Genomic DNA, 25,762 nt, shown 5'->3' with positions numbered 1-25,762 from the left:
CCCAATCCGTCGACCGTCAGGCGGGTCGATCGTTCCCGTGCCAATGAGCCAGCGGCAATCCGGCAACAGGTGACCGGAATGTCGGAATGCGCGTGCCCCTCAGGCTGCCGATATAGGCGGTGCGCAGATCGGGACCGCCAAAGGTGATGCTGGCGAACCAGGGGGCGATGCTGCCGCCACAGGCGAGCATCAGCTCGGGCGTCGCCTCGTCGCGGGCGAAGGCCGCCATCAGCGCCCTGCCCGCCGCGCTGCCGCGATCATCGTCGAGCAGGATGCGCAGGTCGCCGTCGGGCGTGATCGCAAAAATGCGGTCGGTCATGACATGGGTGCCCCAGAGATTGCCGTGGGCGTCGAAGGCGATGCCGTCGATGAAGGCGCCATGATCGCTGGGGCCGAATGTCTCTCGCTGCGAAAGGCTGCCATCCCCGCCGACACGCAGCCGCGTCACGCGGCGGCCGCAGGTCTCGACGACATAGAGCCACTCCTCGGCGGCATCGAGCCTGATCTCGTTGGTGAAATGGAAGCCGTCGGCGACGACGCGCAGGCGCCCGCCATCATAGAGCGCGACATAGCCGTCCCGGATCGCGGGGCTCATCGCCTTCATCCAGTTCTTCGTCCGGGTCGAGATCGTCAACCAGATCCGGTCCCGGCTGTCGCGCAGCACGAAATTGACCTTGCCGATCGGCTCGCCGTCGATGTTGTCGATCAGGACGCGCGTCTGCCCGTCCCGGGTCATGATCTCGAGCCGGTCGGTCCCGAAATTCGAGATCAGGATGTCGCCATTGCGGGCAAAGGCCAGCCCGTTCGGCAAGGTGCCGGCGACGAAGCGGTCCTCGTCGTTTCCGGCCTCGGCAAAGCCGCGGCTCGCCTGCTGCACGATCAGCCGCTGGCGCCCGTTCGGGACGATGCGCACGACACCGCCGCGCGCATCGGCTGACCAGAGCGTGCCGTCCGGCTCGGCCAGGATGCATTCCGGGCGCTGCAGGCACTCGCCGACATAGCTGATCGCCGCTGGATCGACCGTGAAGCCGTCGATCGGATTGGGTGTCCCCGCCATGGCGCGCCTCAGAAGTTCACCTGGTCGCCGCCCTTCAGCCCGAGCGTGGCGCGTGCTTCCGCCGGCGTCGCGATCTCCATTCCGAGTTCCTCGACAATGCGCCGGATCTTGGCGACCTGCTCGGCATTGCTGCGGGCGAGCTGCCCGCGGCCGATGAACAGGCTGTCCTCGAGGCCGACGCGGACATTGCCGCCCATCATCGCAGCCTGCGTGCAGAACGGCATCTGGTGGCGGCCCGCGGCCAGGACGGACCACTGATAGTCCTTGCCGAACAGCTTGTCGGCCGTGCGCTTCATGAACATCAGATTGTCCATGTCGGCGCCGATGCCGCCGAGAATCCCAAAGATCAGCTGCAGGAAGACCGGAGGCTTGAACCAGCCCTGATCGAGGCAATGGGCGAGGTTGTAGAGATGGCCCACATCGTAGCATTCATGCTCGAACTTGGTGCCGTGCCCCTCGCCGAGCAGCTTATAGATCCGCTCGATATCGGCAAAGGTGTTGCGGAAGATGAAATCCTTCGTGCCGGAGAGATAGGGCTCTTCCCAGCCATGCTTCCAGTTGCTGTAGCGCTTGGCGAGCGGATGCAGCGCGAAGTTCATCGAGCCCATGTTGAGCGAGCACATCTCGGGCGCGGCCTGAAGCGGCGCGGCAAGACGCTCCTCGACGGTCATGTTGAGACCGCCGCCCGTGGTGATGTTGATCACCGCATCGGTCGCCTGCTTGATCCGCGGCAGGAACTCCATGAACACGGCCGGATTGGGCGTCGGCCGCCCATCCCTGGGATCGCGCGCATGCAGATGCAGGATGGCGGCGCCGGCCTCCGCCGCCTCGATCGCCTGCTGGGCGATCTCGCCCGGCGTGATCGGCAGGTGCTCGGACATGGTCGGCGTATGAATGCCGCCCGTGACCGCACAGGTGATGATGACCTTGCCCATATGCCCCTCCCCGGGATCGGCCGTTGTGTTTCGACCTATGCCTGCGATGTCATGCGTTCAGAATGGCGACAGCCCGGGTCCAGCCGGCCGAGCCGCCCTTCACCTTCACCGGCAGGCAGGAGATGGTGAACCCCGTCGGCGGCAGCGCTTCCAGATTGTGCAGCTTCTCGATCTGGCAATAGCCCGCCTCCCGGCCGGCCTTGTGGCCTTCCCAGATCAGCGAGGCGTCCCCGGTCTCGGCGAAGCGGCGCGCGGTATGGCTGAACGGGGCATCCCAGCTCCAGCCATCGGTGCCGACGACGCGGATGCCCTGCCGGACGAGATGCAGCGTGGCCGCCCGCCCAAAACCGCAGCCGGAATGGATATAGTCGGACTCGCCATAGCGCTGGCCGGCGCGGGTGTTGGCGACGACGATCTCGAAGGGCTGCAGGCGATGGCCGATGCGCCGGAGCTCGGCGTCGATTTCGTCGGGTGTCACGACATGCCCGTCCGGCATATCGCGGAAATCGAGCTTCACGCMCGGCCTGATGAACCAGTCGAGCGGCAATTCATCGATCGTCGCGGCACGCACGCCGCCATCCATCGTGGGATGATAATGCCAGGGGGCATCGACATGGGTGCCGTTATGGGTCGAGATATTGACCTGCTCGACCGCCCAGCCCTGGCCGTCCGGAAGCTGTTCGGGGCGCAGACCCGGAAAGGCAGCGGCGATTTCCGTCGCCGTCTCACCGTGATGGCGGTAGTCGATCCTGACCTTCTGGAAGGGCGGATCGGCCGGGACGTCGTTTTCCAGGGGAATGGACAGATCGATCAGGTTCATCGCCGCCAGCCGCATGCCGGGCTTGCCGGCGTCGGGAATGGGATAGGATATCTTGGACGATCGTACAAGATCATCGACGAGGAGTGCTGATGGAGGGGGCGGCATGACCGGACCGGTCGAGGCAAAACGTTCGCGGAAGGCCGAGGCGGCGCAAGATCGGCGGCTCGCGATCCTCAGCGCGGCCGAGGCCCTGTTCGCCGAACGTGGCTATTCCGGCGTTTCGGTCCGCGACATCGCGGGCGCGGCCAAGGTGCCGCTTGCCCTTGTCGGCTATCACTTTGGGCGCAAGGAGGACCTGTTCTCCGCGGTCTTCGCGCATCGCAGCGGCTACGTCACCGAGCGCATCGACAGGATTGCCGCGGTCGATATCTCCGGCACCAATCCCCATGCGGTCGAGGATCTGGTCCGGGCCTGGGCCGAGCCGGTCATTCGCCTGCGGGAAGCCGGCGCAGACGCATTCTCGCTGCTCGTGGCCCGCACCGCCTGGGATCCGGGACCGGAGGCGAGCGCGATCATCGAACGCGTCTACGACCGCCTGGCCCATAGTCTGATCGATGCGATGATGCAGGCCCTGCCCGGCCGATCACGGGAGACGATGGTCTGGGGCTATGAATATGCGCTCGGAGCGCTCCTGATGCATGTCGCCGACCGCCGGGTCGAACGGCTCTCCGAGGGCCGTGCGCAATCGGGCGATCCGCGCATGTGCGATTTCTTCGTCCACATGATCGCGGCCCTGTTCCGCGCGCTTCCCGTTGCGAGTGACGAAGCCGCGTTGCGCGAGGGTAAGGCGCCATCGGGACTGAGAGCGTGACTGGTCGCGTGCGACGCAAGATCCATCGGAGCGAGCTTGAACCTCAGCAGGATCCGATGCCGGAACCCATGGGAGTCGCCATGCCGAACCAGACCAAGCTCCAGGACCGAATGTTGCGCCTTCGCGAGGCTTTGGAGGCGTCCTGGGACGGACGAACCTCGTACAAGGCGGCTGTGAAGCCCGGCAATCCCGCCCTTGGTCAGTGTTACCCAACCTCACGGGTCGTGCAGCACTATTACCCGCAAACGGAAATCATCAAGGGAATGGTGTGGACGGGCGAAAGTGACGAAACCCATTTCTGGAACGGCCTGCCGGTCGGCGAGGATTGGTATCACATTGACCTCAGCTGGCAGCAATTCCCGCCGGGATCGATGATCAGGGAGTTCGCGGTGCTCGACCGCGAGAACCTTGGAGACACGGAAGCAACGCTCCAACGCTGCGCGCTGTTGCTGAGCCGGGTCGAAGACTATCTTAAAACATCAGCCCGCTGACCGGCGCATGGCGCAGACACAAGGGGGAATGTCCGGGCGAGCCAGTCGGACGCGTCGTGAGCAGCCGAGATCAGATGGATTCCTGATCCCTCTTCTTTTGGACGGAAACTGCCTCCCTTGCTACGCAAGGGTCGGACCGGATGCGAGATCCGGTCCGGTGAACTGGTTGCCGGATGGTCTTCTACTGCTTGAAGCCGATCAGCACGCCATCTGCGCCGAGCGAAAGCTGAAGCCCTTGCCGGCGCGTCGCCAATCGCAGGGTCACGCCCTTGTCGTTGCGCAGATAGACATTGCCGCCGCCCTGCCTGCCAACCGCCCAGCCTTCCTTCAGCTGGACATAAGCGCCGGCGAAATCAGACACTTTGCGCAGCCCGTAGACCGTCCCGGTTGCGACCGTGCGCGATGCGCCGATGGAGCCGATGCCAAGGCCGCCGACCGAGATCGGATAGGAGCGGCCCTGAAAGCGCAAGGTGCCGCCGCCCGCCTCGCCCGAGGCGATGAAACCGGCGGAAACCTGCTCGATGCGAACAGTGCCGGTCGAAGGCCCGAGCGGCGGCGACTGCGCCAAGGCGGGTGATGCCAGCATCAGAAGGGCCGCGAAAGAAACGGCTGTCTGCCTCATCGTCGTCATCGTCTACTCCTCGCGCTCGCTTGGTGGCGCAGAGGTTTAACGCGCGAAGGGCGATTTCGATCCCGATGCAGCGATAAGTTGTGTCGGAGCCCCCTAGCGATCGCCCCGTCCCCTTTGACAGCGGCGGGGAGCGGCCTCCACCCTTGCTGGTTCAGGGGGCTGTCGGCCCCGGCGATTCGGTGAGACGCAATGACCGACGAACACCCCACCCGGCATTGGCGGACCAGGCTCGTGCACCCCCGGGTCGCCGCATCGCAGGATTTTCGCGCCCTCGTCCCCGCCATTCATCGCGGCTCGACCGTGCTGTTCGAGCGCGTCGCCGAGGCTCGCGACGACTGGCGGGGCGAAGGCTACTCCTACGGCCTCTACGGTACGCCGACGACGCGGGAACTCGCGCTGCGCATCGCCGACCTCGAAGGCGCGCGCGCGGGCTTCGTCGTGCCGGGCGGCCAGGCGGCGATCGCGCTGATCTATCTCGCCTTCTGCCGTGCGGGCGATCACGCCCTCCTGCCCGAGACCGCCTATGGGCCCAACCGCGAACTCGCCGATGAGCTGCTGGCCGGGCTCTGCATCACGGTCGAGACCTATGATCCGCTGATCGGCTCCGGCATCGCTGCGCTGATCCGGCGAAACACGCGGCTGATCTGGTGCGAGAGCCCCGGCACGATCACCATGGAGGTGCAGGACGTGCCGGCCATCGTCGCCACAGCGCATGCGGCGGGCGTACCTGTCGCGCTCGACAACACCTATGCGGCGGGCGTGTTGTTCGATGCCTTCGCGCATGGGGTCGATGTCAGCATGCAGGCGCTGACCAAATATGTCGGCGGCCATAGCGACATCCTGCTCGGCACCGTCTCGGTCGGGACGGCGGAGGCGCAGGAGCGGATCGGCGCGACACACCGCCTGCTCGGCATGGCGGTGTCGCCGGACGATTGCGCGCTTGCCCTGCGCGGGCTGGAGACGCTGGCTGTTCGCCTCGACCGCCTGGAAAAGACGACGCTGGAGGTCGCCCACTGGCTCAAGGCGCGCCCCGAGGTCGCGCTCGTGCTCCACCCGGCCCTGCCGGACTGTCCGGGGCACGAGATCTGGCGGCGCGATTTCACCGGCTCGGCGAGCGTGTTCTCGGTGGTGTTCGAGCCGGGCTGGGATACGCAGCGCGTCACAGATTTCGTCGAGGCGCTGCGCCTGTTCCGGCTGGGCTTCAGCTGGGGCGGCACGCATAGCCTGGCGATGGCCTACCCGCCGTTGCCGCGGACGCAGCGCGGCTATGATGGCCGGATCGTCCGGCTGAATGTCGGCCTGGAGGAGCCCGCCGACCTCATCGCCGACCTGGAGCAGGCCCTGAAGCAGGTCGCGTAGCGTGACGTGAATTTGTCTTACCTGGACGCGCACGGCCATCCACACGGCCTCCGTGCACGTCATCTCTGGCGACAAAGCCATGGCGATCCCCCTCTGGCGATCGCCCCTCTTGGCGATTACTTGCCAGACGAGGCACTGTTTCGCACGCGATCGGCTGAAGAAGGAGAAGAGCAATGACTGGCGCAACTGAACGGGCCGTGCTGGCCGGTGGCTGCTTTTGGGGCATGCAGGATCTGATCCGGCGTCGCCCGGGCGTCATCTCCACACKGGTCGGCTATTCCGGCGGCGACGTGCCGAATGCGACCTATCGCAATCATGGCACCCACGCCGAGGCGATCGAGATCGTCTTCGACCCGGAGAAGACGAGTTTCAGGGATATGCTCGAATTCTTCTTCCAGATTCACGACCCGACCACGAAGAACCGGCAGGGCAACGACATCGGCCTGAGCTATCGCTCGATGATCCTCTACGGGTCCGAAGAGCAAAGGAAAGTGGCGGAGGAGACGATCGCCGATGTCGATGCCTCGGGCCTGTGGCCGGGAAAAGTCGTCACCGAACTGGTGCCGGTCTCCGACTTCTGGGAGGCCGAGCCGGAACACCAGGATTATCTCGAGCGCCAGCCCGGGGGGTACACCTGCCATTTCGCCCGCCCGGACTGGAAGCTGCCGCGCCGCAGCCACGCCGCCTGACGATCGCAGGCAGGGGCATGGAGAAGGGCTCGGCGCGACGAGCCCTTCGGCGGGTTGGCGGATCAGTTCCAGAGCCTGGCACTGCCTGAGGCCGTGTCGATGACCATGCCGGGGCCGAGTGCAGGACCAGGCCGTCGGCTTTGGCCGGCCGCAGAGACGCCTTCGCGCCCGGCCTGATCACGATCCCTCTCCTCGGCAGCCCGGGAATGGCGTTCGCTTCGGGCCCGTTCCCGGCGTCCTGGTCCTGGTCGGGACGATAGCGACGGTCCGCACGCGCCCCGGCGCAGACCCGCCCCAATGACAGCCACGCGCCGATGCCTTGGTCGTGAACGCACGCGCCGGGTCCTAGCGCGAGCCGACGATCACCCTTGCAGTCGACATCAGGCCCAGTTTGCCGTCCCGGATGGACTGGCGCGCCAGGTCGAGGACTTCGCTGCGGATCCGCTCCGCCGTCTCAGCATCGGCCTTGGCGAGCCCGGCAACGACCGGGGCGGCGATGTCGTTCATGAACTGCCAGTATTGCTCCGGCGTCTCGTGAACCATCTCGGCCGACACCTCCTCTTCGGTGATGTCGTGCAAGCCCGCTGCGGCAAAGGCGGAACGCATCAGGCCCTCCGGCGCGCAGCGAAACAGGCCTGGCGAACCCGGTGGCGGCGGCGGCATCTCAACATGGCGCGCAATCGTGCCCATGATGGTCGTTGCCCAGGGATTCTTCTCCGGGGCGCCCCACACGGCGGCGCAAATGCGAGCGTTCGGCTTTGCCACGCGTGCGAACTCGCGCACTGCCGCATCGATGTCGGGGAAGAACATGAAGCCAAAGCGGCAGAGTACGGCGTCGAAGCTCGCATCGTCGAAGGGCAATGCACCGGCATCGCACGGTCTGGTGTCGAAATTCCGCAGGCCGCGACGCGCAGCGTTCTCTGCCGCCACCGCCAGCATGGCTTGCGAGAGGTCGGTCACGGTCACGCGACCACGCGGGACCAACGCCGCCGCCGTGAGCCCCGGCTCGCCGGTGCCGGCAGCCACATCCAGGACATGGGAATCGTCATGGAGATCGGCCTGTCTGATCATCGCCGCACCGAAGGGAGCAAGCCAACTCAGGACCAGGCGATCCCATGTCTTCCAGCCGGCGGAAAAACGATCCCAGGTGTCGCGCTGCTGGTCGCGGATCTGATCGAGGTTCGTGGACATGCACGTTTTCCTTCCGTGATGCACTTCCGACCCGAAAACTGAGACCAGCATGGACCGACTGCGGCAGGTTTCAACCCGTTTCGCCGTGCAACGGTGCTCGCGGGGGCGAGACGTTGACCTCAGCGCCTCAGGCTGCCTGCTCTGCCATGCCCGTTCGAAGGGCCAGCACGGCGGTGACKAGCTGGTCCAGATCCTCCAGCCTCGTCCTGTGATTGCAGATCGCCACGCGCAGGCAGTGCCGCCCCCGGAGCGTCGTGTCGGACAGGGCAGCAATGCCGGTCTCCTGGAGGCGAAGCATGATCTCGACATTGATCTGCTTGACGCGCTCCTCGTCACGGCCCTCCGGAGCGACACGAAAGCAGACGATATTGATCTCCGGCTGGGCAACCAGCTCCAGGGCCGGCTGCGACCGGATCAACTCGGCGAGATAGGCGGCCTGCGCGAGGTTCTGGTCGATCAGGCGGCCGAATTTCGCAACGCCGTGCTCCATCAGCGCCATCCAGACCTTGAGGGCGCTGAAACCGCGCGTCGTCTGCAGCCCGTATTCGTATAGCCAGTCCCCAGACGCGATGCCCCGCGCAGTGGTCTGCAGATATTCCGGGGAGACGGCAAAGCTGTTCCTGTGGCTTGCCCGGTCACGGATCAGGGCGCAGCCGACCTCGAACGGAGCGTGGAGCCATTTGTGCGGATCGAGCGCCACGGAATCGGCGCGCTCGATGCCCCTCACCCGCCAGGCGTTCTTCGGTGCGATCGTCAGCAGGGCGCCGATGCAGCCGTCGACATGGAACCAGATGTTTTCATCGGCCGCGATGTCGGCGAGCGCCGCCAGATCGTCGACAGCCCCGGAATTGACGGTGCCGGCCGTGCCGATGATGCAGGCGGGATGAAAGCCCTCGGCCCGGTCCTGCGCGATCGCGGCCTGCAGCGCATCCAGGTTGATCCGGCAGCTGGGGCCGGTCGGAATCCGGCGTAAGGCCTTGTTGCCGAGCCCCAGCGCCTCGACGGCCTTGCGGTGGCAGGAATGGACCTGATCGGAGGCATAATAGCGCAACGGCAGATCCAGCGCGGCGACCCCGTGCTCGCGCAGATCGATCCCCGCCGCCGTGTTGYGCGCGACGGTCAGCCCGATCAGGTTCGCCACCGAGCCGCCGCTGACAAGAGTGCCGCTGGCCGAAGACGGCAGGCCGACCATATCGCGCAGCCAGCCGACGACCTGCTGGTCGAGCCGGGCAGCGGCATGGCTCCCGCCGCCCAGATTCGAGCCCTGAACGGCGGCGATGAAGTCGCCGAGCGCACCGGAGAAATTGCCCGCCCCCATGAACCACGACCAGAAGCGGGGATGGATATTGCCCATCGGATAGGCCAGCACGCTGGCGTGCACCAGGCCGTAGACCTGCTCGATCGGCATGGGCTGATCGGGCACGGGGGCGCGGAACAGCGCCTCGACATCCCCCGGCATCGGCCGCCAGACCGGCCGTTCGCGCAGATCCCTGAGATGGCGGACCGCGTCGTCGACGACGCGATGCGACAGTTCGGCAACCGCGTCCCAATCCTGCGGATCGAGCGTTTCCTCCCCGCCATATCCGTCGGGATCCGTCTGCATCGATGGGAACACGCGCGCGTCCATGGCTGTCTCCTCAGCGCTATTCGGCCGCGATCTGGAAACCGGGCGTCGATTGCGACAATGCCAGCTCCTCCGCATCCATCCCGGGCTGGATCGCGTCGAACATCGGGGTCGAGAGGTAGCGCTCGCCGGTGTCGGGCAGCATGCACAGGATGACGGAGCCCGCCGGCGCCGTAGCAGCGACCTCCCGGGCGACGCCAAAACTCGCTCCCCCCGAGATCCCGGTGAAGATCCCTTCCTTCTGCGCCAGCAGCCGGGCCCACTCGATCGCCTGCGGTCCGGCAATCGGAACCACGTCGTCATAGTAATGCTCGTCGATCGCCTCCTGCAGCACGTCGGGGATGAAATCCGGCGTCCAGCCTTGGATCGGATGCGGCTCGAAGGCGGGATGGCTGACCGATGGCGCGCCTCCCGCACCACGCTGCTGGCTCTGGCCGCTGCCGATCAGCTGCGCATTCGCCGGCTCGCTCAGTATGATCTTCGTCTCCGGACGCTCCCGCCTGAGCACGCGCGAGACGCCGACCACCGTACCGCCGGTGCCATAGCCGGTGACGAAATAGTCGAGGCGCGAGCCGGCGAAATCGCCGACGATCTCGCGGCCCGTGGTGGCCTCGTGGATGGCGGCATTGGCCTTGGTCTCGAACTGCCGGGCAAGGAACCAGCCATTCTTCTCGGCCAGTTCGACGGCCTTCAGATACATGCCGAACCCCTTTTGCGCCCGCGGCGTCAGCACGACCTTCGCGCCGAGCATCCGCATCAGCAGCCGACGTTCGACCGAAAAACTATCCGCCATGGTGACGACGAGCGGATAGCCCTTCTGCGCACAGACCATGGCGAGGCCGATGCCGGTATTGCCGCTGGTCGCCTCGACGACCGTCTGCCCGGGCCGCAAGGCGCCGCTGCGCTCGGCCTCCTCGATGACGGCCACCGCCAGCCTGTCCTTGACCGAGGCGGCCGGATTGAAGAATTCGGCCTTCACATAGATCGTGGCGTGATCGACGCCGAGATTGTTGATGCGGATGGCCGGGGTGTCGCCAATCGTGTCGAGCACGGTTTCGAACAGGCGGCCCCGACCTTGCGTCGTCCTCGAAATGTCCATCGAAGGCATGGTTTCCCTCCTTCATGACTGACTTCCGGCGGTGGCCATCCCGGCCGCCGCAGCTTCCGGCTGTGCGGATAGTCAGGGGATGCTAGGATGGCGGTGGGGTACTCCGCGTGGGAGCCACCGTTGGAGTGCGCATGGAATCGCAGGGTTCCGATGCCGATTTTTCAAGGCCCGGGCTCGAGCTCCGGCTCCTCGGTCCGCTGAAGCTCCTGCGCGCCGGTGCGGCCGAGACGCTTCCGCCCTCGCGCAAGGTGCGGGCGCTGCTTGCCTATCTCGCGCTGGCTTCGCGTCCGGTTCCCCGCGAGCGCCTCTGCAGCCTGTTATGGCAGGTCCCCGACGATCCGCGCGGCGAGCTGAGATGGTGCCTCAGCAAGCTGCGAGCGCTGCTCGACGACCCMGCTCATCGTCGCGTCTTAGCCTGCGATGACGGCATCGCGCTCGATCTCGCGGGCTGCGATGTCGATGTCCTGCGCCTGCTTGCGGCTGCCGAAGCCGGCTTCGGGCGGCTTGGCGACACGGAGCTGCAGTCGCTCACTGCCGCGGCGGAGCAAGAATTCCTGGAAGGCACCGAGCTCGCCCAGAGCATCGAGTTCGAACACTGGGTGGCGAGCCGCCGGAGCGAGTTCCGCTCGTTCGAAATCGCATTGGTGGCCGAGACGGCGCGCAGGGCAGCGAGGGGAACGCCAGCAGGCTGGGCCGCGGCCCGCAGATGGATCGAGCTTTCGCCGTTCGATATCGGCGCGCACGCCCGGTTCCTGGCCGAACTCTACGATCGGCGCCTGATCGACGACTGCACCCGGCACCTCGAGAGGACCGCCAGGAGTTTCGCGGCCGACGGCATCGATTTCGCCCCCATCGCAGCCGCCTGGAGGGAGTTGAGGACGACGCCCGCGTCCGCCGCCGCCGCCGAGGCCGCCGGCCATGAGACGACAGAGCCTTCGGCGCAGCACCGGATTTCCGTTGCGATCATGCCGCTTCAGGAAGTGAGCCCGGACGGCATCGGCCCCAGCGATCTCGGCAACGCTCTGACACATGACGTGATCAGTCGCCTGGCGCGTCTGCGTGGGCTCTTCGTCATCGCGCGCGGCTCGGTCTTCGCGATTGCGCCGGAGCAGCTGGGATATCGCGAGATCGGCGAGCGGCTGGGCGTCCGCTATGTCGTCACCGGGCTGCTGGAGCGGCACGAGAGCGCCACCACCGCCGTCATCGAAGTCGTCGAGGCGGCGAGTGCGCATATCGTCTGGACGGACCGGTTCGAGGCCTCTTCGCTCGATCGGCTCGCCGTGCTCGACGAGATCGGCAACGGCATCGTTTCGGCGATCGCTTCCGAAATCGAGACCGCGGAGCGCAATCGCGCGATCCTGAGACCTCCGGAGTCGCTCGACGCGTGGGAAGCCTATCATCGCGGGCTCTGGCACATGTACCGCTTCACCGCCGCGGAAAATGAGCAGGCCGCGGCGTTCTTCCGCCGCTCGGCGCAGCTCGACCCGACCTTTTCGCGCGCCCAGGCCGGCCTGTCCTTCACGCATTGGCAAAGGGCCTTCCAGCGCTGGGGCGAACGGAATGACGAAGTCCGACGGGCCATCGAAACCGCCGAACAGAGCCTGTTGATCGACGAGCAGAATCCCGCCGCCCATTGGTCGATGGGACGAGCCATGTGGCTCGTCGGCGATCAAGCCGAAGCCATCGGCGCGCTGGAACGGTCCGTGGCGCTCAGCCCGAATTTCGCGCTCGGGCATTACGCTCTCGCCTTCGTCCACTGCCAGGCGGGGGATCCCGAGACCGCGATCGCGGCGTCCGACCACTCCCGTCTGCTGAGCCCGCATGATCCCTTGCTGTTTGGCATTCTGGGCACGCGTGCGATGGCGCTGGTCAGGCTGGGCGCCTTCGCGGAGGCGGCGCATTGGGGCGTGAAGGCGGCCGCGCGCCCCAATGCGCATGTGCACATCCTGGCCATCGCCGCGCATTGCCTCGCGCTTGCCGGCCGTATCGAGGAGGCGCGCACCCACGTCGCACGCATCCATGCCCTCAACCCGGGTTACCGGCTCGACGATTTCCTGACTACGTTCAGGTTCGAAGCGGATACCCAGATGCGCTACCGCAAGGCTGCGGCAGCCATCGGCCTGGCCCCGTGAAAGCGCGAGGTGCAGACAGTCGCGCTCAGCCCCAAAATCCGGAAATGCCGTCCCACAGCAATTTCAGCGCCGTCACGACAAGAAGCGCGTAGCAGGCGCGATAGATCTGGCGCTGGTCGAGCGCGCCGTGCAGCCGCCAGCCCAGCCCGACGCCCATGGGAATGGCGAGCAGGCAAAGCGCCATCAAGGTCCAGACATGGGCGCTCGGCTTCACCAGCAGCAGCCACGGCACCAGCTTGGTCGCGTTGCCGACCGTGAAGAACAGGCTCGTGGTGCCCGCATAGATCTCCTTGCCGAGGCCGAGCGGCAGCAGATACATCGCCAGCGGCGGCCCGCCGGAATGGGCGACCATGGTCGTGACACCCGAGGCGAGACCAGCCGTGATCGCCTTCGGCGTCGAACGCGGCCGGATCGTCACCTCAGCGCCTCCGACAAGCCAGAGGCCGACGAAGATCAGGGTGATCACCCCCATCGCGAGCGTGACAGTCCGGTGGTCGAGAGAGCGGAACAGCAGAAAGCCCGCCCCGATGCCGATCACGAGCCCCGGCAGKAGCAGCACGAGATCCGGCTTCGACCAGGTCGAGGGCTTGAAGTAGCGCAGCGCATAGAGATCCATCGCGATGAACAGGGGCGCGAGCAGCCCGCCGGCAGTGACCGGGTCCATCACGAGGGACAACAGCGGAATGCCGATGATGGCGAAGCCGCCGCCAAAAGCTCCCCGCATGAAGCCAATCAGAAAGACGCCGGCAAAGGCGACCAGGATCGTGGCCCAGGTCAGGTCCATGTGGCGGCCTCCATGGAGGACGCGTGCCGGTCTCCGCCTGCGCAAGGGCCCATCGCGGCCGAGGAGGCCATCATCCCCTCCTCGCTCCACCGGAAGGGCTGACGAGGCCGCGGACCGCGCCTTCGATCTCGCTCCGCGCCAGGCCGATATCCCGCAATGCCGCGTCATCACATTCGCGAAGCCATGCAATCGCGTCGCGGCGGACGAAATAGCCCGCGATCCAGCGGTAACAGGCGCCGAGCAGCCGGAACGGTGCGCCGGGCGTCCCTGCGACCGCAGGCCGGGCGAAGGTTGCAGGAATGGGCGTCACGGAAGGTGAGATTGAAGGAATTGCAGACATGTCCTGTCTCCCAATGCTCGATCCGGGCAAGGCGACACCACAGCCGCAAGCGCTCGCCGAGCGGGCCACCTGCTGCTTTGAGTCCCGAAGACGTCGCGGCTCCCGGTTCAATCACGTTGATGCGGACAAAATGATCCGACATAATGCTCCGAGCAATCGAAACATTGACCTCGGTGCAATAATGTCGAAATCCGATTATCTGAAGCTCGCCGACGCGATCGCCGCGGAGATCGCCGACGGCACGCTCAAGCCGGGCGACCGCCTGCCGCCGCAGCGCAGCTTCGCCTATGACCGCGCGATCGCCGTCTCGACGGCGAGCCGCGTCTATGCCGAGCTGTTGCGCCGCGGCCTCGTCGTCGGCGAAGTCGGCAGGGGCACCTTCATCTCAGGCGATGCCAGGCGTGGCGTGGCGGCGCCAGGCGAGCCGCATGGCAGCCGGATCGACCTCGAGTTCAATTACCCGATCCTTCCCGACCAGACCGTGATGATCGCCAAGAGCCTGGGCGGCCTGGACAATCCTGCCGCGCTGGATGCCGCGTTGCGACAGGCGACCAGCATCGGGACGCCGGCCGTGAGAGGCGTCGCGGCCGCGTATCTGTCGCAGGGCGCATGGTCCCCCTCGCCCGAACAGCTCGTGTTCACCGGCAATGGCCGCCAGAGCCTTGCCGCAGCGCTCGCTGCGGTCGTTCCAGCGGGCGGTCGCTGCGGCGTGGAGGCCTTGACCTACCCTTTCATCAAGAGCATCGCCGCCCGGCTCGGGATTTCGCTGGTGCCGCTGGCGATGGACGAAGACGGCCTGCGGCCCGACGCGGTGCAAAGGGCGCATCGCGAGGCTCAGCTCTCGGCCATCTATGTTCAGCCAGCGGTCCAGAATCCGCTGGGCGTGACGATGAATGCGGCGCGCAGAGCCGATCTCCTGCGCGTTGTCGAGGAACTCGCGCTTCCGGTMATCGAGGACAATGTCTACGGCTTCCTCGACGATCAGCCACCGCTTGCCGCGTTGGCGCCCGCGTCCTGCATCGTCATCGACAGCCTCTCCAAGAAGGTCGCGCCCGGCCTGACGCTTGGCTTCATCGCGTCGCCCCCGCGCCTGCGGGAAAGCGTGGCGGCCTCGGTGCGCGCGGGCGGCTGGACCGCCTCGGGATTTGCGTTTGCGGCGGCGCAGCGGATGCTGGGCGACGGCACCGTTGCCGCGCTTGCGAGACTGAAGCGCCTMGACGCGCGGGCGCGCCAGAGATTGGCGGCCGACCGTCTCTCCGGCTTCGACATCCGGACCAACGGAAAATGCTATCATCTCTGGCTGACCTTGCCGGCGCATTGGCGCTCGCAGGCCTTCGTCGCGGCGGCAGCCAGGCGCGACATCGCGTTGACGCCGTCCTCGACCTTCGCCGTCAGCCCCGGCCATGCGCCCAACGCCGTCAGGCTGGCGCTGGCCTCCCCGACGATGGATCAGCTCGATACCGGCCTGCGCACACTGGCCGCGATGCTGAATGGCGGGGAGGACGACTTCGACTCGACGGAATGAGCGACGCGCGGCCGCTCATACGCACTCCGTGTCCAGGGACCGGCGGGCAGGCCCGGCCAAGCCCCCCTCTCCGTCAGATCTCGGCGCCTCACATCCTGCAGCCGTTATAGAACACCTCGGCGCATTGCCGGGCGCGAAGTGCGATCTCGTCGCGATGCGGTGCGGCGCGCTGCCCCATCATCGCGGTGCGCTGCGGCTCCATGATCATCATGCCGCGCAGCATGCCCGACGCGATATGGACATCGTCGATGCGAAGCGTGCCCTTGTCCTTCTGCTGCGTCAGCCAGGCCTCGATGACGCCGTTCACCGGCACGATCGCCAGTTGGTAGAACGCGCGCGCGACCTCGGGGAAGCGCCCGCATTCGCCGATGACGAGCCGGTTGATGGCGATCGTCTCGGCGCTCAGCGTCAGCACGCCGAAGGCGAACAGGATGCGTTCCAGCGCCTCGCGCGGGTCGAGCTCCTCGCCGACCTCGTCGTCCAGATCGAGCAGGAAGCGGCTGATGCGAAGACGGATCGTCGCCTCGAAGAGCCCGGCCTTGGTCGGCACGAGCTTGTAGAGCGTCTTGGTCGAGACGCCGGCCCGGTCGGCCACCGCCTTGATATTCGTGCCGGCATAGCCGTTCGACTGGAACTCACGGTCCGCAGCCTCGACGATCAGGCGCATCGTCTCGTCGTCGGGCCGGGTCTGTGGCCGTCCGCGGCAGCGTTTCACTGTTTCGTGAATTTGTACCATGACGGTTTTCCAAATTATCGTTGACACAGGAAAGATAGATACTATTTTAGAAAACATCAAGTTTCCATATTGCAGGAACGGCTGATCGCCCAGCCCTGCAGGAGATGAAGCGATGAGCACCCATCAGGATCGGATTTCCGCCGAACGCGCCATCCCCGCCAACGAGGCAGTGCCGGGGATCGTCGCGGAGAAGCTGGCCGAAGCGGCTGCCTCCCCCGCAGCCCCCGTTCAGCCGAAGCGCAGGCTGCGCCAGGCGGCGCTTGCTGGCGTCGCGCTGGCCGCACTGCTTGGCGCCGGTTTCTGGGGCCATGATTACTGGACAACCGGCCGTTTCGAGGTCTCGACCGACGACGCCTATGTCAAGGCGGACAGCACCACGATCGCCCCCAAGATCTCGGGCTATATCGGAGCGGTGCTGGTGCGCGACAACGAGCCGGTGAAGGCCGGCCAGGTCCTCGCCCGGATCGACGACCGCGACCTCCGCGTCGCGCTGGACCAGGCCAAGGCCGAGGTCGCGGCTGCCCACGCCGCCGTCGCCAGCAAGCAGGCCCAGCTCGACGCCCAGCAATCGCTGATCGACACCGCCCGGGCGACCGTCGAGGTCGACAAGGCCAACCAGACCTTCGCCGAGCAGGACAATGACCGCTACACGAACCTGGCCAGGACCGGCTACGGCTCGGTGCAGAACGCGCAGGCCGCCGTTGCCAAGATCGCGGCTGCCCGCGCCGCAACCGACCGCGACACGGCAGCGCTCGCCGCAGCGCAGAAGCAGGTAGACCTGATCAAGGCCGATCTCGCCCAGGCACGGGCGACCGTCGCGCGTGACGAGGCCGTGCAGCGCCAGGCCGAACTCAACCTGTCCTATGCCGAGATCACCGCCCCGGTCGACGGCGTCGTCGGCAACCGCACGCTGCGCATCGGCCAGTACGTGCAGGCCGGCACGCAGCTCATGGCGGTCGTGCCGCTCGCCGGCACCTATATCGTCGCGAACTTCAAGGAGACGCAGCTCACCGGGGTGAAGCCCGGCCAGGCGGTCGAGGTCGAGGTCGACATGTTCCCGGGCGTCAAGGTCGAGGGCCATGTCGACAGCATCGCGCCGGCCAGCGGCCAGGAATTCGCCCTGCTGCCCCCGGACAACGCGACCGGCAACTTCACCAAGGTCGTCCAGCGCGTTCCGGTTAAGATCGTGCTCGACGCCGGCCATGGCCTGGCGGGTGATCTGCGCTCGGGCATGTCGGTCGTGCCGACGATCAACACCAAGGTCTCGAACGCCGATGTCGTGGCAGACGCGCGCTAGCCGATCCTGAGCATGTCGCAAGGCCGCGCCCCGGTCTTGCGGAGCATGCTTCCGGGACGCGCGCCTGGCTTGCAAGGAGCTGGGTMATGCCGAACCAAACGCYGACTGCCGCCCTCCCCCCGCAGGCTCTTCCCGCGCAGGACAAGGCCAGCCTCTCCACCTGGATCGCGATCATCGCCGGCGCGATCGGCGCCTTCATGGCGATCCTCAACATACAGATCACCAATGCCTCGCTGCTCGACATCGAGGGCGGCATCGGGACCGGCGTCGACAACGGCGCCTGGATCTCGACCTCCTATCTGATCGGCGAGATCATCGTCATCCCGCTGACGAGCTTTCTCAGCCGGGTGTTCTCGTTCAAGCGCTACATGATCTGGAGCACGGTCGCCTTCGCGCTGTTCTCCATGGCCTGCGCCTTCGCCACCACACTTGGCCAGATGATCGCGCTGCGCGGACTGCAGGGTTTTGCCGGCGGCGTCCTGATCCCCATGGCCTTCACCATGGTGGTGACGCGCCTGCCGAAGTCGCAGCAGCCGATGGGCCTGGCGATGTTCGCGCTGGCCGTGACCTTCGCGCCCGCCATCGGCCCGACCATCGGCGGCTACCTGACCGAGAATTACGGCTGGCAGACCATCTTCTTCATCAACACCATCCCGAGCATCGCGATGGTGTTCGCCCTCGCCTTCACGCTGGAAAACCAGCCCATGCAGCTCGGGCTATTGCGCGAAGGCGACTGGGCGGGCATCGCCACGATGGCGATCGGCCTGTCGGCGCTGCAGACCCTGCTCGAGGAAGGCAACAAGGAGGACTGGTTCCAGTCGAGTTTCATCATCCGCCTCACCGCGATCGCGGTCGTGTTCCTGGCGGCCTTCATCTGGATCGAGCTCCGGGTGAAGAAGCCCCTCGTCGACCTCTCCTTGCTGAAGAACCGCAATTTCACCGTCGGCACGATCGCCAATGTCCTCGTCGGCTTCGGCCTGTTCGGCTCGGTCTATGTGCTGCCGCAATATCTCGGCCAGGTGCAGGGCTATAATGCCGAGCAGATCGGCAAGGTGCTGGCCTGGACCGGCCTGCCGCAGCTCCTGCTGATCCCGCTCGTCCCGATGCTGATGAAGCGTTTCGACGTGCGCTACATCACCTTCGTCGGCATCTCGCTGTTTGCGGCCTCCTGCTTCATGAACATCCACATGTCGCTCGACTATTCCGGCGACCAGCTGTTCTGGCCCAATGTCGTGCGCGCCGTCGGCCAGTCCATGGTGATCACGCCGCTGACGGCGATCGCGATGATGAGCATCCAGCCGAAGGACGCCGCCAATGCGTCGGGCTTGTTCAACATGCTGCGCAATCTCGGTGGCGCGGTCGGCACCGCGGTGCTCGGCACGATCATCACCAAACGCGAGCAGTTCCACTCCAACATTATCGGCCAGGCGGTCACGCCCTTCCGCGAGGAGGTCCGCACCCGCCTCGACCAGATGACGAACTACTTCATGGCGCATGGCATCTCCGACCATGCGGCGGCGCAGCAGCAGGCGATCATCGCGCTCGGCAAGACGGTCAAGCGCCAGGCCCTGGTGCTCGGCTTCAGCGACACCTTCGCCGTCATCGGCATCATCCTGGTCCTCGCCGCGATCGTGGTCCTGTTCGCCAGGAAGGGCCAAGGCGGCGGTGCAGCGGCCGCGCATTGAAACGCCCTGCCCCGAAGCAGTGGATGCCGACGCCCATCTCCCTCTCGTCCTCGGCGCGTGTGAAGCTCGGGCTCGGCCGCCTCGCTCAGCTGCGCAGTGCCATGCCCTGGCTGTCGAAGACGTGGCAGATCGACGGGTCGATGCGCAGCGGCACGTTCTCGCCGTGCCGGACCCGCAATTGCCCGGCGGCCGAGATCGTCAGATTCTCGCCTCCCGCCGTGGTGGCGTAAAGCACGGTCCCGCCGCCGAGATGCTCGACGAGCTGGACCTTGACCTCTCCGAGCACTTCGCCCGCCTCGCCGCCGACCGCGATATGCTCGGGGCGGACGCCGAAGGTCAGCGGCTCGTCCTGGCGCACGGCCAAAGCCGCATCGAGGGAGACATTGCGGCCGGCGACCTCGATCATGTTGGCCGCAGCGCTGGCGCGCGCCGCCAGGAAGTTCATCTTCGGCGAGCCGATGAAACCGGCGACGAACTGGTTGGCCGGCCGGTTATAGAGTTCGAGCGGCGCGCCGGCCTGCATCACGATGCCGTCGCGCAGCACCACGATCTTGTCGGCCATGGTCATGGCCTCGACCTGGTCATGGGTGACGTAGATCATCGTGTTGCCGAGGTCCTGGTGCAGCTTGGCGATCTCGACACGCATCTGCACGCGCAGCTCGGCGTCGAGATTGGAAAGCGGCTCGTCGAACAGGAAGATCTTGGGCTCGCGCACGATCGCCCGGCCGATGGCGACGCGCTGGCGCTGGCCGCCGGACAGGGCGCGGGGACGGCGCTGCAGATAGCTCTCGATCTTCAGGATCCTGGCGACACGCTGCACGCGCTCGTCGATCTCGGCCTTCCTGTAGCCGGCCGTCTCCAGGCCAAAGGCCAGGTTCTTGTAGACGGTCATGTGCGGGTAGAGCGCATAGGACTGGAACACCATGGAGATGCCGCGCTGCGAGGCCGGGACATCGTTCATGCGCTCACCGTCGATCAGGAGGTCGCCGCCGGTGATCTTCTCCAGCCCGGCGATCATCCGCAGCAAGGTCGACTTGCCGCATCCCGAGGGACCGACGAAGACGACGAACTCGCCCGGATCGATCGCAAGGTCGATGCCGTGGATGACCTCGACTGCGCCGTAGCGCTTCACCACCTTGTTGAGCTTGATGCTCGTCGCCATCTCGTCCTCCCCATCTTGCCGATCGCCCCGCCGTTCCGGCCGTGTGACAGCGATCGGTCCTGGTGTTCTTGTCCCGGTTCAGTGCCCGTTCGGGCGCCAGCTCGTGTATTTCGGGTGATCCGGCCCGATCGGCAGTGAGACATCCGCGCCGGTCTGCGCCGACTGGTAGAAGGCCGTCGCCAGTTCCAGCGCCCGGCGCGCATCGGCGATCGTCACCGGAACCGGCGCCCGCCCGTTCAAGGCCTCGTGGAACGCATCCATCTGGCCGAGGAAGCGCCGTCCGACCGGCTGGTAGTCGGCCAGCAGCCCCTCGATCCGGGCCGCCACGGCGTCATTCGCCGGCAGGACCGTCCAGGGATCGTCGCCGGGCGAATAGCAGCCGCCGCCGCTCTCGAAGGTCACGTTCTCGAAGCAGAGCCGGAAGCGGCTGATCTCGTTTTGCGCGCCCAGCGTCGCGCTGGCCGCGACCAGGGCGCCGCTCTGCATCTCCAGCGAGGCGGCGACGCAATCCTCGACCTCGATCGCGTTGACCCGCGTCACGGCGCGGGCGAACAGCTTCGCCACCGGCCCCATAAGATAGGTCAGCATGTCGTGGATATGGATGGCGTGGGTCATCAGCACGCCGCCGAGCTCGGTCTCCCATTTACCGCGCCATGGCACGTCGTAATAGGCGGCCGTGCGCTTCCAATGGGTCTCGACCGTGCCGAGATAGGGTGTGCCGGCGATGCCGGAATCGATGATGCGCTTGGCCTTCTGCACCCCGTCGCCATAGCGGTACTGGAAGACCGGCATCAGGATGCGCCCGCTCTGCGCCTCCGCCGTAAGCAGGCGGTCGGCGTCGAAGAGCGAACCGACCAGCGGCTTTTCGCAGACGACATGCTTGCCGGCGGCGAGCGCCCTCGTAACGAGCTCGAGATGGGTCGCCGGCGGGGTCGCGATATCGATGACGTCGATATCGTCGCGGCCGAGCAGCTCGTCGAAATGCTGCGTACGGCTTTCGACTGAGAACTCGTCGGCGACCTTGTCGAGCCGCTCCTGATTGAGGTCGCAGACCGCGGCAAGGCGCCAGCGCTCGGGCCGTGGCGCATAGCCTTCGAGGATATGCGAGCGGCCGATATTGCAGCCGACCACCGCGACGGATTTCACTTCACTCATCAGGCAGCCTCTTGGGACGATGCGCTCGGCAGCCTGCCGGTCTCGGCAAGGTGCTGAGCCTTGAGGGCGATCTCCATCGCCTTGAAGCAGCGCGCCTGCGGCATCGCCGTCTCGGTCCGGTCCAAGACGTCGGCTACGAGCTGGCGGCCATAGGGCAGCTCCACAGCCGAGCAGTCGATATGCTGCATGCCGCTGCGGTCGACGAGGAAAAGATGGTCCTTGCCCGGACGGCCGGCGATGTCGACATACTTGCGCAGCTCGATCGTGCCCTGCGTGCCGATGATGGTCAGCCTGCCATCGCCCCAGGTCGGCAGCCCGTCGGGCGTGAACCAGTCGACGCGGATATAGCCGGTGACGCCATTTTGCGTGCGCAGGTGCATGTCGCCGACATCCTGCAGGCCAGGCCGGTCGGCATTGGCGCGGTTGCCGACCGAGGCGGAGAGGATCTCGGCGTCGTCGGCTGCGGCGAAGAACAGGAACTGCTCGCATTGATGCGAGGCGATGTCGGTCAGGATGCCGCCATAGCGCTCGCGCTCGAAGAACCAGCCCGGGCGCTCGGGCTTGCGCAGCCGGTGCGGGCCCATGCCGATCAGGTTGACGACCTCGCCGATCGCGCCTGCCGCCACCAGCTCGCCGGCCCTCACCGTCGCCGCCACCTCGAAATGCTCAGAATACATGATCGAGACGATCCGCCTGGTCTCGGCCTGCACCGCCTTGACCTCATGCAGCTGGGCCAGACTGGTCACCCCCGGCTTGTCCAGCATCACGTCCTTGCCGTGGCGCATCGCGGTGATCGCGATCGCGGCGCGGTCGGCGGGAACAGCAGCGCTCACGACCAGGTCGATCGCCCGGTCCTCATAGAGCCGGGCCGCCTCAGTGACACGCGGGATCTCCGGGTACCTGGCCATGAACGCGGCCGCGAGATCGTCCTCGGCCGCGTAGAAGCCGGCGCAGGTGGCACCGGTGCGCCGGAGCGCGCCGATCTGACCATGGATGTGGTCGTGGTTGATGCCGATCACGGCGAAGTTCAGCACTCTCATCGCAGGCATCCTCAGCGCTTCATGCCGGTGGTGGCGATGCCTTCGATCAGCAACCGCTGGAAGAACAGGAAGATCAGGAAGATCGGGATCAGCGACAGCACCGACATCGCAAACAGCGCTCCCCAGTCCGAGGTGCCGCTCGTGTCGATCAGCGAGCGCAGGCCGATCTGCACGGTGTAGCTGTGAATGTCGCCGAGATAGATCAGCGGCCCGAAGAAATCCTCCCAGGTCCAGATGAAGGAGAAGATCGCGGCGGTTGCCAGAACCGGCAGCGAGAGCGGCAGCACGATCTTCCAGTAGATCCGCCAGGCGCTGCAGCCATCCATCATCGCCGCCTCGTCAAGTTCACGCGGCAGGCCACGGAAGAACTGGACCATCAGAAAGATGAAGAAGGCGTCGACCGCGAAATATTTCGGAACGACCAGAGGCAGCCAGGTGTTCACCCAGTCCATCTTCAGGAAGAGGACATATTGCGGGATCAGGGTCACGTGATAGGGCAGCATCAGCGTGCCCAGCATCAACGCGAACCAGAAGTTCTTGCCGAAGAACTCGAGCCGCGAGAAGGCAAAGGCCGTGACCGAGGCGGCCATGACGTTGCCGATCGTCGCCAGCACCGAAATGGCCAGCGAGTTCAGGAAAAACGTGCCGAAGCTGACCTGCAGGCCGAACCAGCCGGTCTTGTAGGCCTGCAGCGTCACCTGCGACGGGATCAGCGAGGTCTGCCCGCCGAACATGTMGTCGGCCGGACGCACCGAGCCCGATACCATCCAGAGCAGCGGATAGAGCATCAGGAACGAGACGCCGATCAGCAGCGAGTGGATCAGCACGGATTGGAGGATGGACCGCTCCGGCGTATCGCCGGGCGGGGCGGCATGCGCGGCGTCATTCATCATAGTGCACCCAGTAGCGCGCCGACAGGAACGAGAAGGTCGTGAAGACGGCGATGATCAGCACCAGCACCCAGGCGAGCGCCGAGGCATAGCCCATGCGGAAGAAGCCGAAGGCCTCCTGATAGAGGTAGAGCGTGTAGAACAGCGTCGAGTTGATCGGCCCACCCGTGCCGGCCGAGATGATGAATGACGGCGTGAAGGCCTTGAACGCGTCGATCGTCTGGATGACGAAGTTGAAGAAGATCACCGGCGTCAGCAGCGGCAAGGTGATCCTGAAGAACTGCCGCGCCTTCGAGGCGCCGTCCATATTCGCCGCCTCGTACATGTCCTGCGGAATCTGGCGCAGGCCGGCGAGGAAGATGATCATCGGCGAGCCGAACTGCCAGACCGAGAGCACGACCAGCGTGTAGAGCGAGTAGTTCGGGTTGGAGATCCAGCTCGGACCGTCGATGCCGAAGACCGAGAGCACCGAGTTCACCAGGCCGTCGGCAGCGAAAAGCTGGCGCCAGAGCACCGCGATCGCGACCGAACCGCCCAGCAGCGACGGCAGATAGAACACCGCGCGGTAGAATGGCAGGCCCTTGATGCCGCGGTTGAATGCCATGGCCAGCGCCAGAGCGAAGATCAGCTTCAGCGGCACGGAAAGGATGACATAGATGAAGGTCACCTTCATCGCCGCCGCGAATTTCGCGTCCCCCGTGGCCATGCGGACATAGTTGTCCATGCCGACGAATTTGGGCGACTGCAGCAGGTCGTAGTCGGTGAAGGACAAGTAGAGCGAGGCCAGCGCCGGGCCGAGGGTCAGGCCGAGGAAGCCGATCAGCCAGGGCGCGAGGAACATGTAGCCCGCGCCGTTGCCGGCGAAAAAGAAGCGGCTGAGACGCCCGGGCTTCGCCGGGCGCCTTTCTACCGCGTCACCTGCGGTAAAGGACACCATCGCGTCACCCGCGCTTGAGGATCGATGCGGCCTCGGTGACGAACTTCTTGCCGCCCTCTTCCGGTGAGACACCGAAGGCGACTTCCTGGCTGACCCGCTCCAGGACGAAGGCGACTTCGCCGGCACCCTTGGGTGGAGATGGCGGCAGCTTGGCCGTGTAGGGGCCGAGCTTGCCGATATAATCGACGACCTTCTTGCTGACCTCGTCCAGGTCCGGTCCGAGGAGTTCGCGCATTCCGGAGGATGCCGGCACGCCGCGCTCGACGCCCAGGATCTTTGCGCCGCCCGCCTCCGCCACGGTGAAGTTCGCCAGTTTGACCGCGATCTCGGGGTTCTTCGAATCCGAGGCGATCGACCACATCTGCGACGGCTTCAGATACTGCCCCGGCTTGCCGCCCGCCGTGACCGGGAAGGCGGTGATGTCGAGCTTGGCCTTGTTGAGCTGCTGGAGGCCGACGAATTGGTTGGAATGCGGGAACGCGGTCGCGGCATAGCCGAGCGTCAGGGTCGAGGTGTCGAGCGTCGACTTGTCGAGGGCCTGGACATCCGGCGGTACGCAGCCGCCCGATTTGCGCAGTTCGGCCCAGAGCTTGAACCAGTTGCCCGCGTCCTTTTCGTCGAAGGCGAGCTTTCCATCCTCGCCATAGAGCGCCTTGCCGTTCTGCACGAGCCAGAGCTCGAAGCCCGGCTCATGGCCGCTGGCATCCATGGTGGCGTAGAATTTCTTGCGCTTGTTGCCCTTTGCGAAGGCCGCGCATTTGCTGACGAACTCGTCCCAGCTGTTGCCGAACGCCAGTGGCGCGACGCCAGCCGCCTCCCAGGCAGCCGGATCGAACACGGCGCAGGACGAGTTCACGCCGAGATTGATGCCGAAGAGCTTGCCGTCGACACTGCAGGATTCGAGATTGGCCTTGCCGAAATCCTCGATCTTCAGCGCGTTGCCCATGTACTGGTCCAGCGGCACGATCGCGCCGCGGCGGGCGTATTCGAACATGTACCGGTAGTCCATCTGGAGCAGATCCGGCGCATTGCGCCCGGCGACCCGTGTGGCGAGGCGCGGCCAGTAATCGCTCCAGCCGGCGAACTCGGTCTTGGCTTCGATGCCGGCATTCGCCTTCTTGTAGGCATCGACGGCCCGGTTGGTACGGTCGGCACGCTCCTGCGAGCCCCACCAGAACACCCTGATGTCCTTTTGCTGCGCAGCTGCGGGCTTGAGGCCCAGCAGCGAAGCAGCAGCGATACCGGCGCCGGCGCCAAGCAACCCTCGACGGCTAACAGAATAGGCGCTCATCGACTTTCTCCCTCGATTGGTGCGTTTCCAGATTTTGTTTTTGTTTGAACTTATTGTTCTTGGCGCGCCGGT

Annotated in this window: 24 protein-coding genes; 8 read left to right on the top strand and 16 right to left on the bottom strand. The window is 66.0% G+C overall.

All coding sequences use genetic code 11. The features are described 5' to 3' along the window. Positions 1–16: 16 nt before the first annotated feature. From AC1DIO_RS17960 to AC1DIO_RS17950, 3 genes are read right to left on the bottom strand one after another with little or no spacing between them, the layout of a single operon-like run. On the bottom strand, positions 17–1,057 hold the full coding sequence (locus AC1DIO_RS17960) for an SMP-30/gluconolactonase/LRE family protein (RefSeq protein WP_441506740.1): 1,041 nt from the start codon (positions 1,055–1,057) through the stop codon (positions 17–19). Positions 1,058–1,065: 8 nt separating this feature from the next. Then, positions 1,066–1,992: a 3,5-dioxohexanoate:acetyl-CoA acetone transferase gene (kce, locus tag AC1DIO_RS17955; RefSeq protein ID WP_441491173.1), complete on the bottom strand. Its 927-nt coding sequence runs from the start codon at positions 1,990–1,992 to the stop codon at positions 1,066–1,068. A gap of 49 nt (positions 1,993–2,041) precedes the next feature. Then, on the bottom strand, positions 2,042–2,812 hold the full coding sequence (locus tag AC1DIO_RS17950; protein ID WP_476853778.1) for a cyclase family protein: 771 nt from the start codon (positions 2,810–2,812) through the stop codon (positions 2,042–2,044). Positions 2,813–2,915: 103 nt separating this feature from the next. On the opposite strand from AC1DIO_RS17950, the gene AC1DIO_RS17945 reads away from it, so the two are divergent. Both AC1DIO_RS17945 and AC1DIO_RS17940 read left to right on the top strand, forming a co-directional pair. Then, positions 2,916–3,623 (top strand): TetR family transcriptional regulator, encoded by a 708-nt coding sequence (locus AC1DIO_RS17945; protein WP_441506739.1) that lies wholly within the window; start codon positions 2,916–2,918, stop codon positions 3,621–3,623. A gap of 80 nt (positions 3,624–3,703) precedes the next feature. Continuing rightward, complete coding sequence (locus tag AC1DIO_RS17940; protein ID WP_441506738.1) at positions 3,704–4,114, top strand: YunG family protein; 411 nt, start codon at positions 3,704–3,706, stop codon at positions 4,112–4,114. A gap of 181 nt (positions 4,115–4,295) precedes the next feature. Here the strand turns inward: AC1DIO_RS17940 and AC1DIO_RS17935 are convergent, their stop codons facing one another. Then, positions 4,296–4,745 carry a hypothetical protein gene (locus AC1DIO_RS17935; RefSeq protein ID WP_441491170.1) on the bottom strand — a complete coding sequence of 150 codons (450 nt, stop codon included), beginning with the start codon at positions 4,743–4,745 and terminating at the stop codon, positions 4,296–4,298. A 189-nt stretch (positions 4,746–4,934) separates the two neighbouring features. Here AC1DIO_RS17935 and AC1DIO_RS17930 point away from each other — a divergent pair, with 189 nt between their 5' ends. Next, a complete protein-coding gene (locus AC1DIO_RS17930) occupies positions 4,935–6,104 on the top strand; it encodes a cystathionine beta-lyase (protein ID WP_476853777.1) in 1,170 nt (389 codons plus the stop codon). 173 nt (positions 6,105–6,277) lie between these two features. Next, complete coding sequence (gene msrA / locus AC1DIO_RS17925) at positions 6,278–6,793, top strand: peptide-methionine (S)-S-oxide reductase MsrA (RefSeq protein WP_476853776.1); 516 nt, start codon at positions 6,278–6,280, stop codon at positions 6,791–6,793. Positions 6,794–7,138: 345 nt separating this feature from the next. Here the strand turns inward: msrA and AC1DIO_RS17920 are convergent, their stop codons facing one another. The 3 genes from AC1DIO_RS17920 to AC1DIO_RS17910 form a co-directional block, all read right to left on the bottom strand. Beyond that, the gene (locus tag AC1DIO_RS17920; protein ID WP_441491167.1) at positions 7,139–7,984 is read right to left on the bottom strand and encodes a class I SAM-dependent methyltransferase; all 846 of its coding nucleotides are present in this window, start codon (positions 7,982–7,984) and stop codon (positions 7,139–7,141) included. Positions 7,985–8,111: 127 nt separating this feature from the next. Further along, positions 8,112–9,611 carry a pyridoxal phosphate-dependent decarboxylase family protein gene (locus AC1DIO_RS17915; protein ID WP_476853775.1) on the bottom strand — a complete coding sequence of 500 codons (1,500 nt, stop codon included), beginning with the start codon at positions 9,609–9,611 and terminating at the stop codon, positions 8,112–8,114. Between the two features lie 16 nt (positions 9,612–9,627). Further along, positions 9,628–10,716 carry a PLP-dependent cysteine synthase family protein gene (locus AC1DIO_RS17910; protein WP_441491165.1) on the bottom strand — a complete coding sequence of 363 codons (1,089 nt, stop codon included), beginning with the start codon at positions 10,714–10,716 and terminating at the stop codon, positions 9,628–9,630. 131 nt (positions 10,717–10,847) lie between these two features. On the opposite strand from AC1DIO_RS17910, the gene AC1DIO_RS17905 reads away from it, so the two are divergent. Further along, a complete protein-coding gene (locus tag AC1DIO_RS17905; protein ID WP_476853774.1) occupies positions 10,848–12,848 on the top strand; it encodes a transcriptional regulator in 2,001 nt (666 codons plus the stop codon). A gap of 25 nt (positions 12,849–12,873) precedes the next feature. On the opposite strand, the gene AC1DIO_RS17900 is transcribed toward AC1DIO_RS17905, so the two are convergent. Both AC1DIO_RS17900 and AC1DIO_RS17895 read right to left on the bottom strand, forming a co-directional pair. Next, positions 12,874–13,632: a sulfite exporter TauE/SafE family protein gene (locus AC1DIO_RS17900; protein ID WP_441491163.1), complete on the bottom strand. Its 759-nt coding sequence runs from the start codon at positions 13,630–13,632 to the stop codon at positions 12,874–12,876. A 70-nt stretch (positions 13,633–13,702) separates the two neighbouring features. After that, entirely contained in the window at positions 13,703–13,972 is a 270-nt protein-coding gene (locus AC1DIO_RS17895) for a DUF1127 domain-containing protein (protein ID WP_441506733.1), read from the bottom strand. 181 nt (positions 13,973–14,153) lie between these two features. Between AC1DIO_RS17895 and AC1DIO_RS17890 the strand changes: the two genes are divergently transcribed. Continuing rightward, entirely contained in the window at positions 14,154–15,497 is a 1,344-nt protein-coding gene (locus AC1DIO_RS17890) for an aminotransferase-like domain-containing protein (protein ID WP_441506732.1), read from the top strand. 88 nt (positions 15,498–15,585) lie between these two features. Here the strand turns inward: AC1DIO_RS17890 and AC1DIO_RS17885 are convergent, their stop codons facing one another. Further along, positions 15,586–16,233 (bottom strand): TetR/AcrR family transcriptional regulator, encoded by a 648-nt coding sequence (locus AC1DIO_RS17885; RefSeq protein ID WP_441506731.1) that lies wholly within the window; start codon positions 16,231–16,233, stop codon positions 15,586–15,588. A gap of 112 nt (positions 16,234–16,345) precedes the next feature. On the opposite strand from AC1DIO_RS17885, the gene AC1DIO_RS17880 reads away from it, so the two are divergent. Then, positions 16,346–17,530 carry an HlyD family secretion protein gene (locus AC1DIO_RS17880; RefSeq protein ID WP_476853773.1) on the top strand — a complete coding sequence of 395 codons (1,185 nt, stop codon included), beginning with the start codon at positions 16,346–16,348 and terminating at the stop codon, positions 17,528–17,530. A gap of 86 nt (positions 17,531–17,616) precedes the next feature. Continuing rightward, positions 17,617–19,215, top strand: a complete 1,599-nt coding sequence (locus AC1DIO_RS17875) for an MDR family MFS transporter (RefSeq protein ID WP_476853772.1) — start codon at positions 17,617–17,619, stop codon at positions 19,213–19,215. Positions 19,216–19,300: 85 nt separating this feature from the next. Here the strand turns inward: AC1DIO_RS17875 and AC1DIO_RS17870 are convergent, their stop codons facing one another. From AC1DIO_RS17870 to AC1DIO_RS17845, 6 genes are all read right to left on the bottom strand, one after another. Next, positions 19,301–20,377: an ABC transporter ATP-binding protein gene (locus AC1DIO_RS17870; protein ID WP_476853771.1), complete on the bottom strand. Its 1,077-nt coding sequence runs from the start codon at positions 20,375–20,377 to the stop codon at positions 19,301–19,303. Positions 20,378–20,455: 78 nt separating this feature from the next. After that, the gene (locus AC1DIO_RS17865) at positions 20,456–21,532 is read right to left on the bottom strand and encodes a Gfo/Idh/MocA family protein (RefSeq protein WP_476776164.1); all 1,077 of its coding nucleotides are present in this window, start codon (positions 21,530–21,532) and stop codon (positions 20,456–20,458) included. Beyond that, a complete protein-coding gene (locus AC1DIO_RS17860) occupies positions 21,532–22,572 on the bottom strand; it encodes a Gfo/Idh/MocA family protein (RefSeq protein ID WP_441491155.1) in 1,041 nt (346 codons plus the stop codon). The genes AC1DIO_RS17865 and AC1DIO_RS17860 overlap by 1 nt, the downstream gene beginning before the upstream one ends. An 11-nt stretch (positions 22,573–22,583) precedes the next feature. After that, complete coding sequence (locus AC1DIO_RS17855) at positions 22,584–23,462, bottom strand: carbohydrate ABC transporter permease (protein WP_476853770.1); 879 nt, start codon at positions 23,460–23,462, stop codon at positions 22,584–22,586. Next, the gene (locus AC1DIO_RS17850; protein WP_244523698.1) at positions 23,455–24,303 is read right to left on the bottom strand and encodes a carbohydrate ABC transporter permease; all 849 of its coding nucleotides are present in this window, start codon (positions 24,301–24,303) and stop codon (positions 23,455–23,457) included. The genes AC1DIO_RS17855 and AC1DIO_RS17850 overlap by 8 nt, the downstream gene beginning before the upstream one ends. Before the next feature lie 100 nt (positions 24,304–24,403). Then, a complete protein-coding gene (locus AC1DIO_RS17845; RefSeq protein WP_441506727.1) occupies positions 24,404–25,690 on the bottom strand; it encodes an ABC transporter substrate-binding protein in 1,287 nt (428 codons plus the stop codon). Between the last annotated feature and the right edge of the window lie 72 nt (positions 25,691–25,762).

The organism is Allobosea sp. 05T439 (assembly GCF_056396005.1).
This window is presented reverse-complemented; position numbering and strand designations above follow the sequence as displayed.

What these genes read in the sequence shown, in the direction of transcription:
- AC1DIO_RS17945 (WP_441506739.1), top strand. Translation starts at nt 2,916, where the DNA reads ATGACCGGACCGGTCGAGGCAAAACGTTCGCGGAAGGCCGAGGCGGCG.
- AC1DIO_RS17845 (WP_441506727.1), bottom strand. Translation starts at nt 25,690, where the DNA reads ATGAGCGCCTATTCTGTTAGCCGTCGAGGGTTGCTTGGCGCCGGCGCC.
- AC1DIO_RS17895 (WP_441506733.1), bottom strand. Translation starts at nt 13,972, where the DNA reads ATGTCTGCAATTCCTTCAATCTCACCTTCCGTGACGCCCATTCCTGCA.
- AC1DIO_RS17870 (WP_476853771.1), bottom strand. Translation starts at nt 20,377, where the DNA reads ATGGCGACGAGCATCAAGCTCAACAAGGTGGTGAAGCGCTACGGCGCA.
- kce (WP_441491173.1), bottom strand. Translation starts at nt 1,992, where the DNA reads ATGGGCAAGGTCATCATCACCTGTGCGGTCACGGGCGGCATTCATACG.
- AC1DIO_RS17930 (WP_476853777.1), top strand. Translation starts at nt 4,935, where the DNA reads ATGACCGACGAACACCCCACCCGGCATTGGCGGACCAGGCTCGTGCAC.
- AC1DIO_RS17910 (WP_441491165.1), bottom strand. Translation starts at nt 10,716, where the DNA reads ATGCCTTCGATGGACATTTCGAGGACGACGCAAGGTCGGGGCCGCCTG.
- AC1DIO_RS17935 (WP_441491170.1), bottom strand. Translation starts at nt 4,745, where the DNA reads ATGACGACGATGAGGCAGACAGCCGTTTCTTTCGCGGCCCTTCTGATG.
- AC1DIO_RS17960 (WP_441506740.1), bottom strand. Translation starts at nt 1,057, where the DNA reads ATGGCGGGGACACCCAATCCGATCGACGGCTTCACGGTCGATCCAGCG.
- AC1DIO_RS17860 (WP_441491155.1), bottom strand. Translation starts at nt 22,572, where the DNA reads ATGAGAGTGCTGAACTTCGCCGTGATCGGCATCAACCACGACCACATC.
- AC1DIO_RS17880 (WP_476853773.1), top strand. Translation starts at nt 16,346, where the DNA reads ATGAGCACCCATCAGGATCGGATTTCCGCCGAACGCGCCATCCCCGCC.
- AC1DIO_RS17865 (WP_476776164.1), bottom strand. Translation starts at nt 21,532, where the DNA reads ATGAGTGAAGTGAAATCCGTCGCGGTGGTCGGCTGCAATATCGGCCGC.
- AC1DIO_RS17850 (WP_244523698.1), bottom strand. Translation starts at nt 24,303, where the DNA reads ATGTTCCTCGCGCCCTGGCTGATCGGCTTCCTCGGCCTGACCCTCGGC.
- AC1DIO_RS17920 (WP_441491167.1), bottom strand. Translation starts at nt 7,984, where the DNA reads ATGTCCACGAACCTCGATCAGATCCGCGACCAGCAGCGCGACACCTGG.
- AC1DIO_RS17940 (WP_441506738.1), top strand. Translation starts at nt 3,704, where the DNA reads ATGCCGAACCAGACCAAGCTCCAGGACCGAATGTTGCGCCTTCGCGAG.
- AC1DIO_RS17885 (WP_441506731.1), bottom strand. Translation starts at nt 16,233, where the DNA reads ATGGTACAAATTCACGAAACAGTGAAACGCTGCCGCGGACGGCCACAG.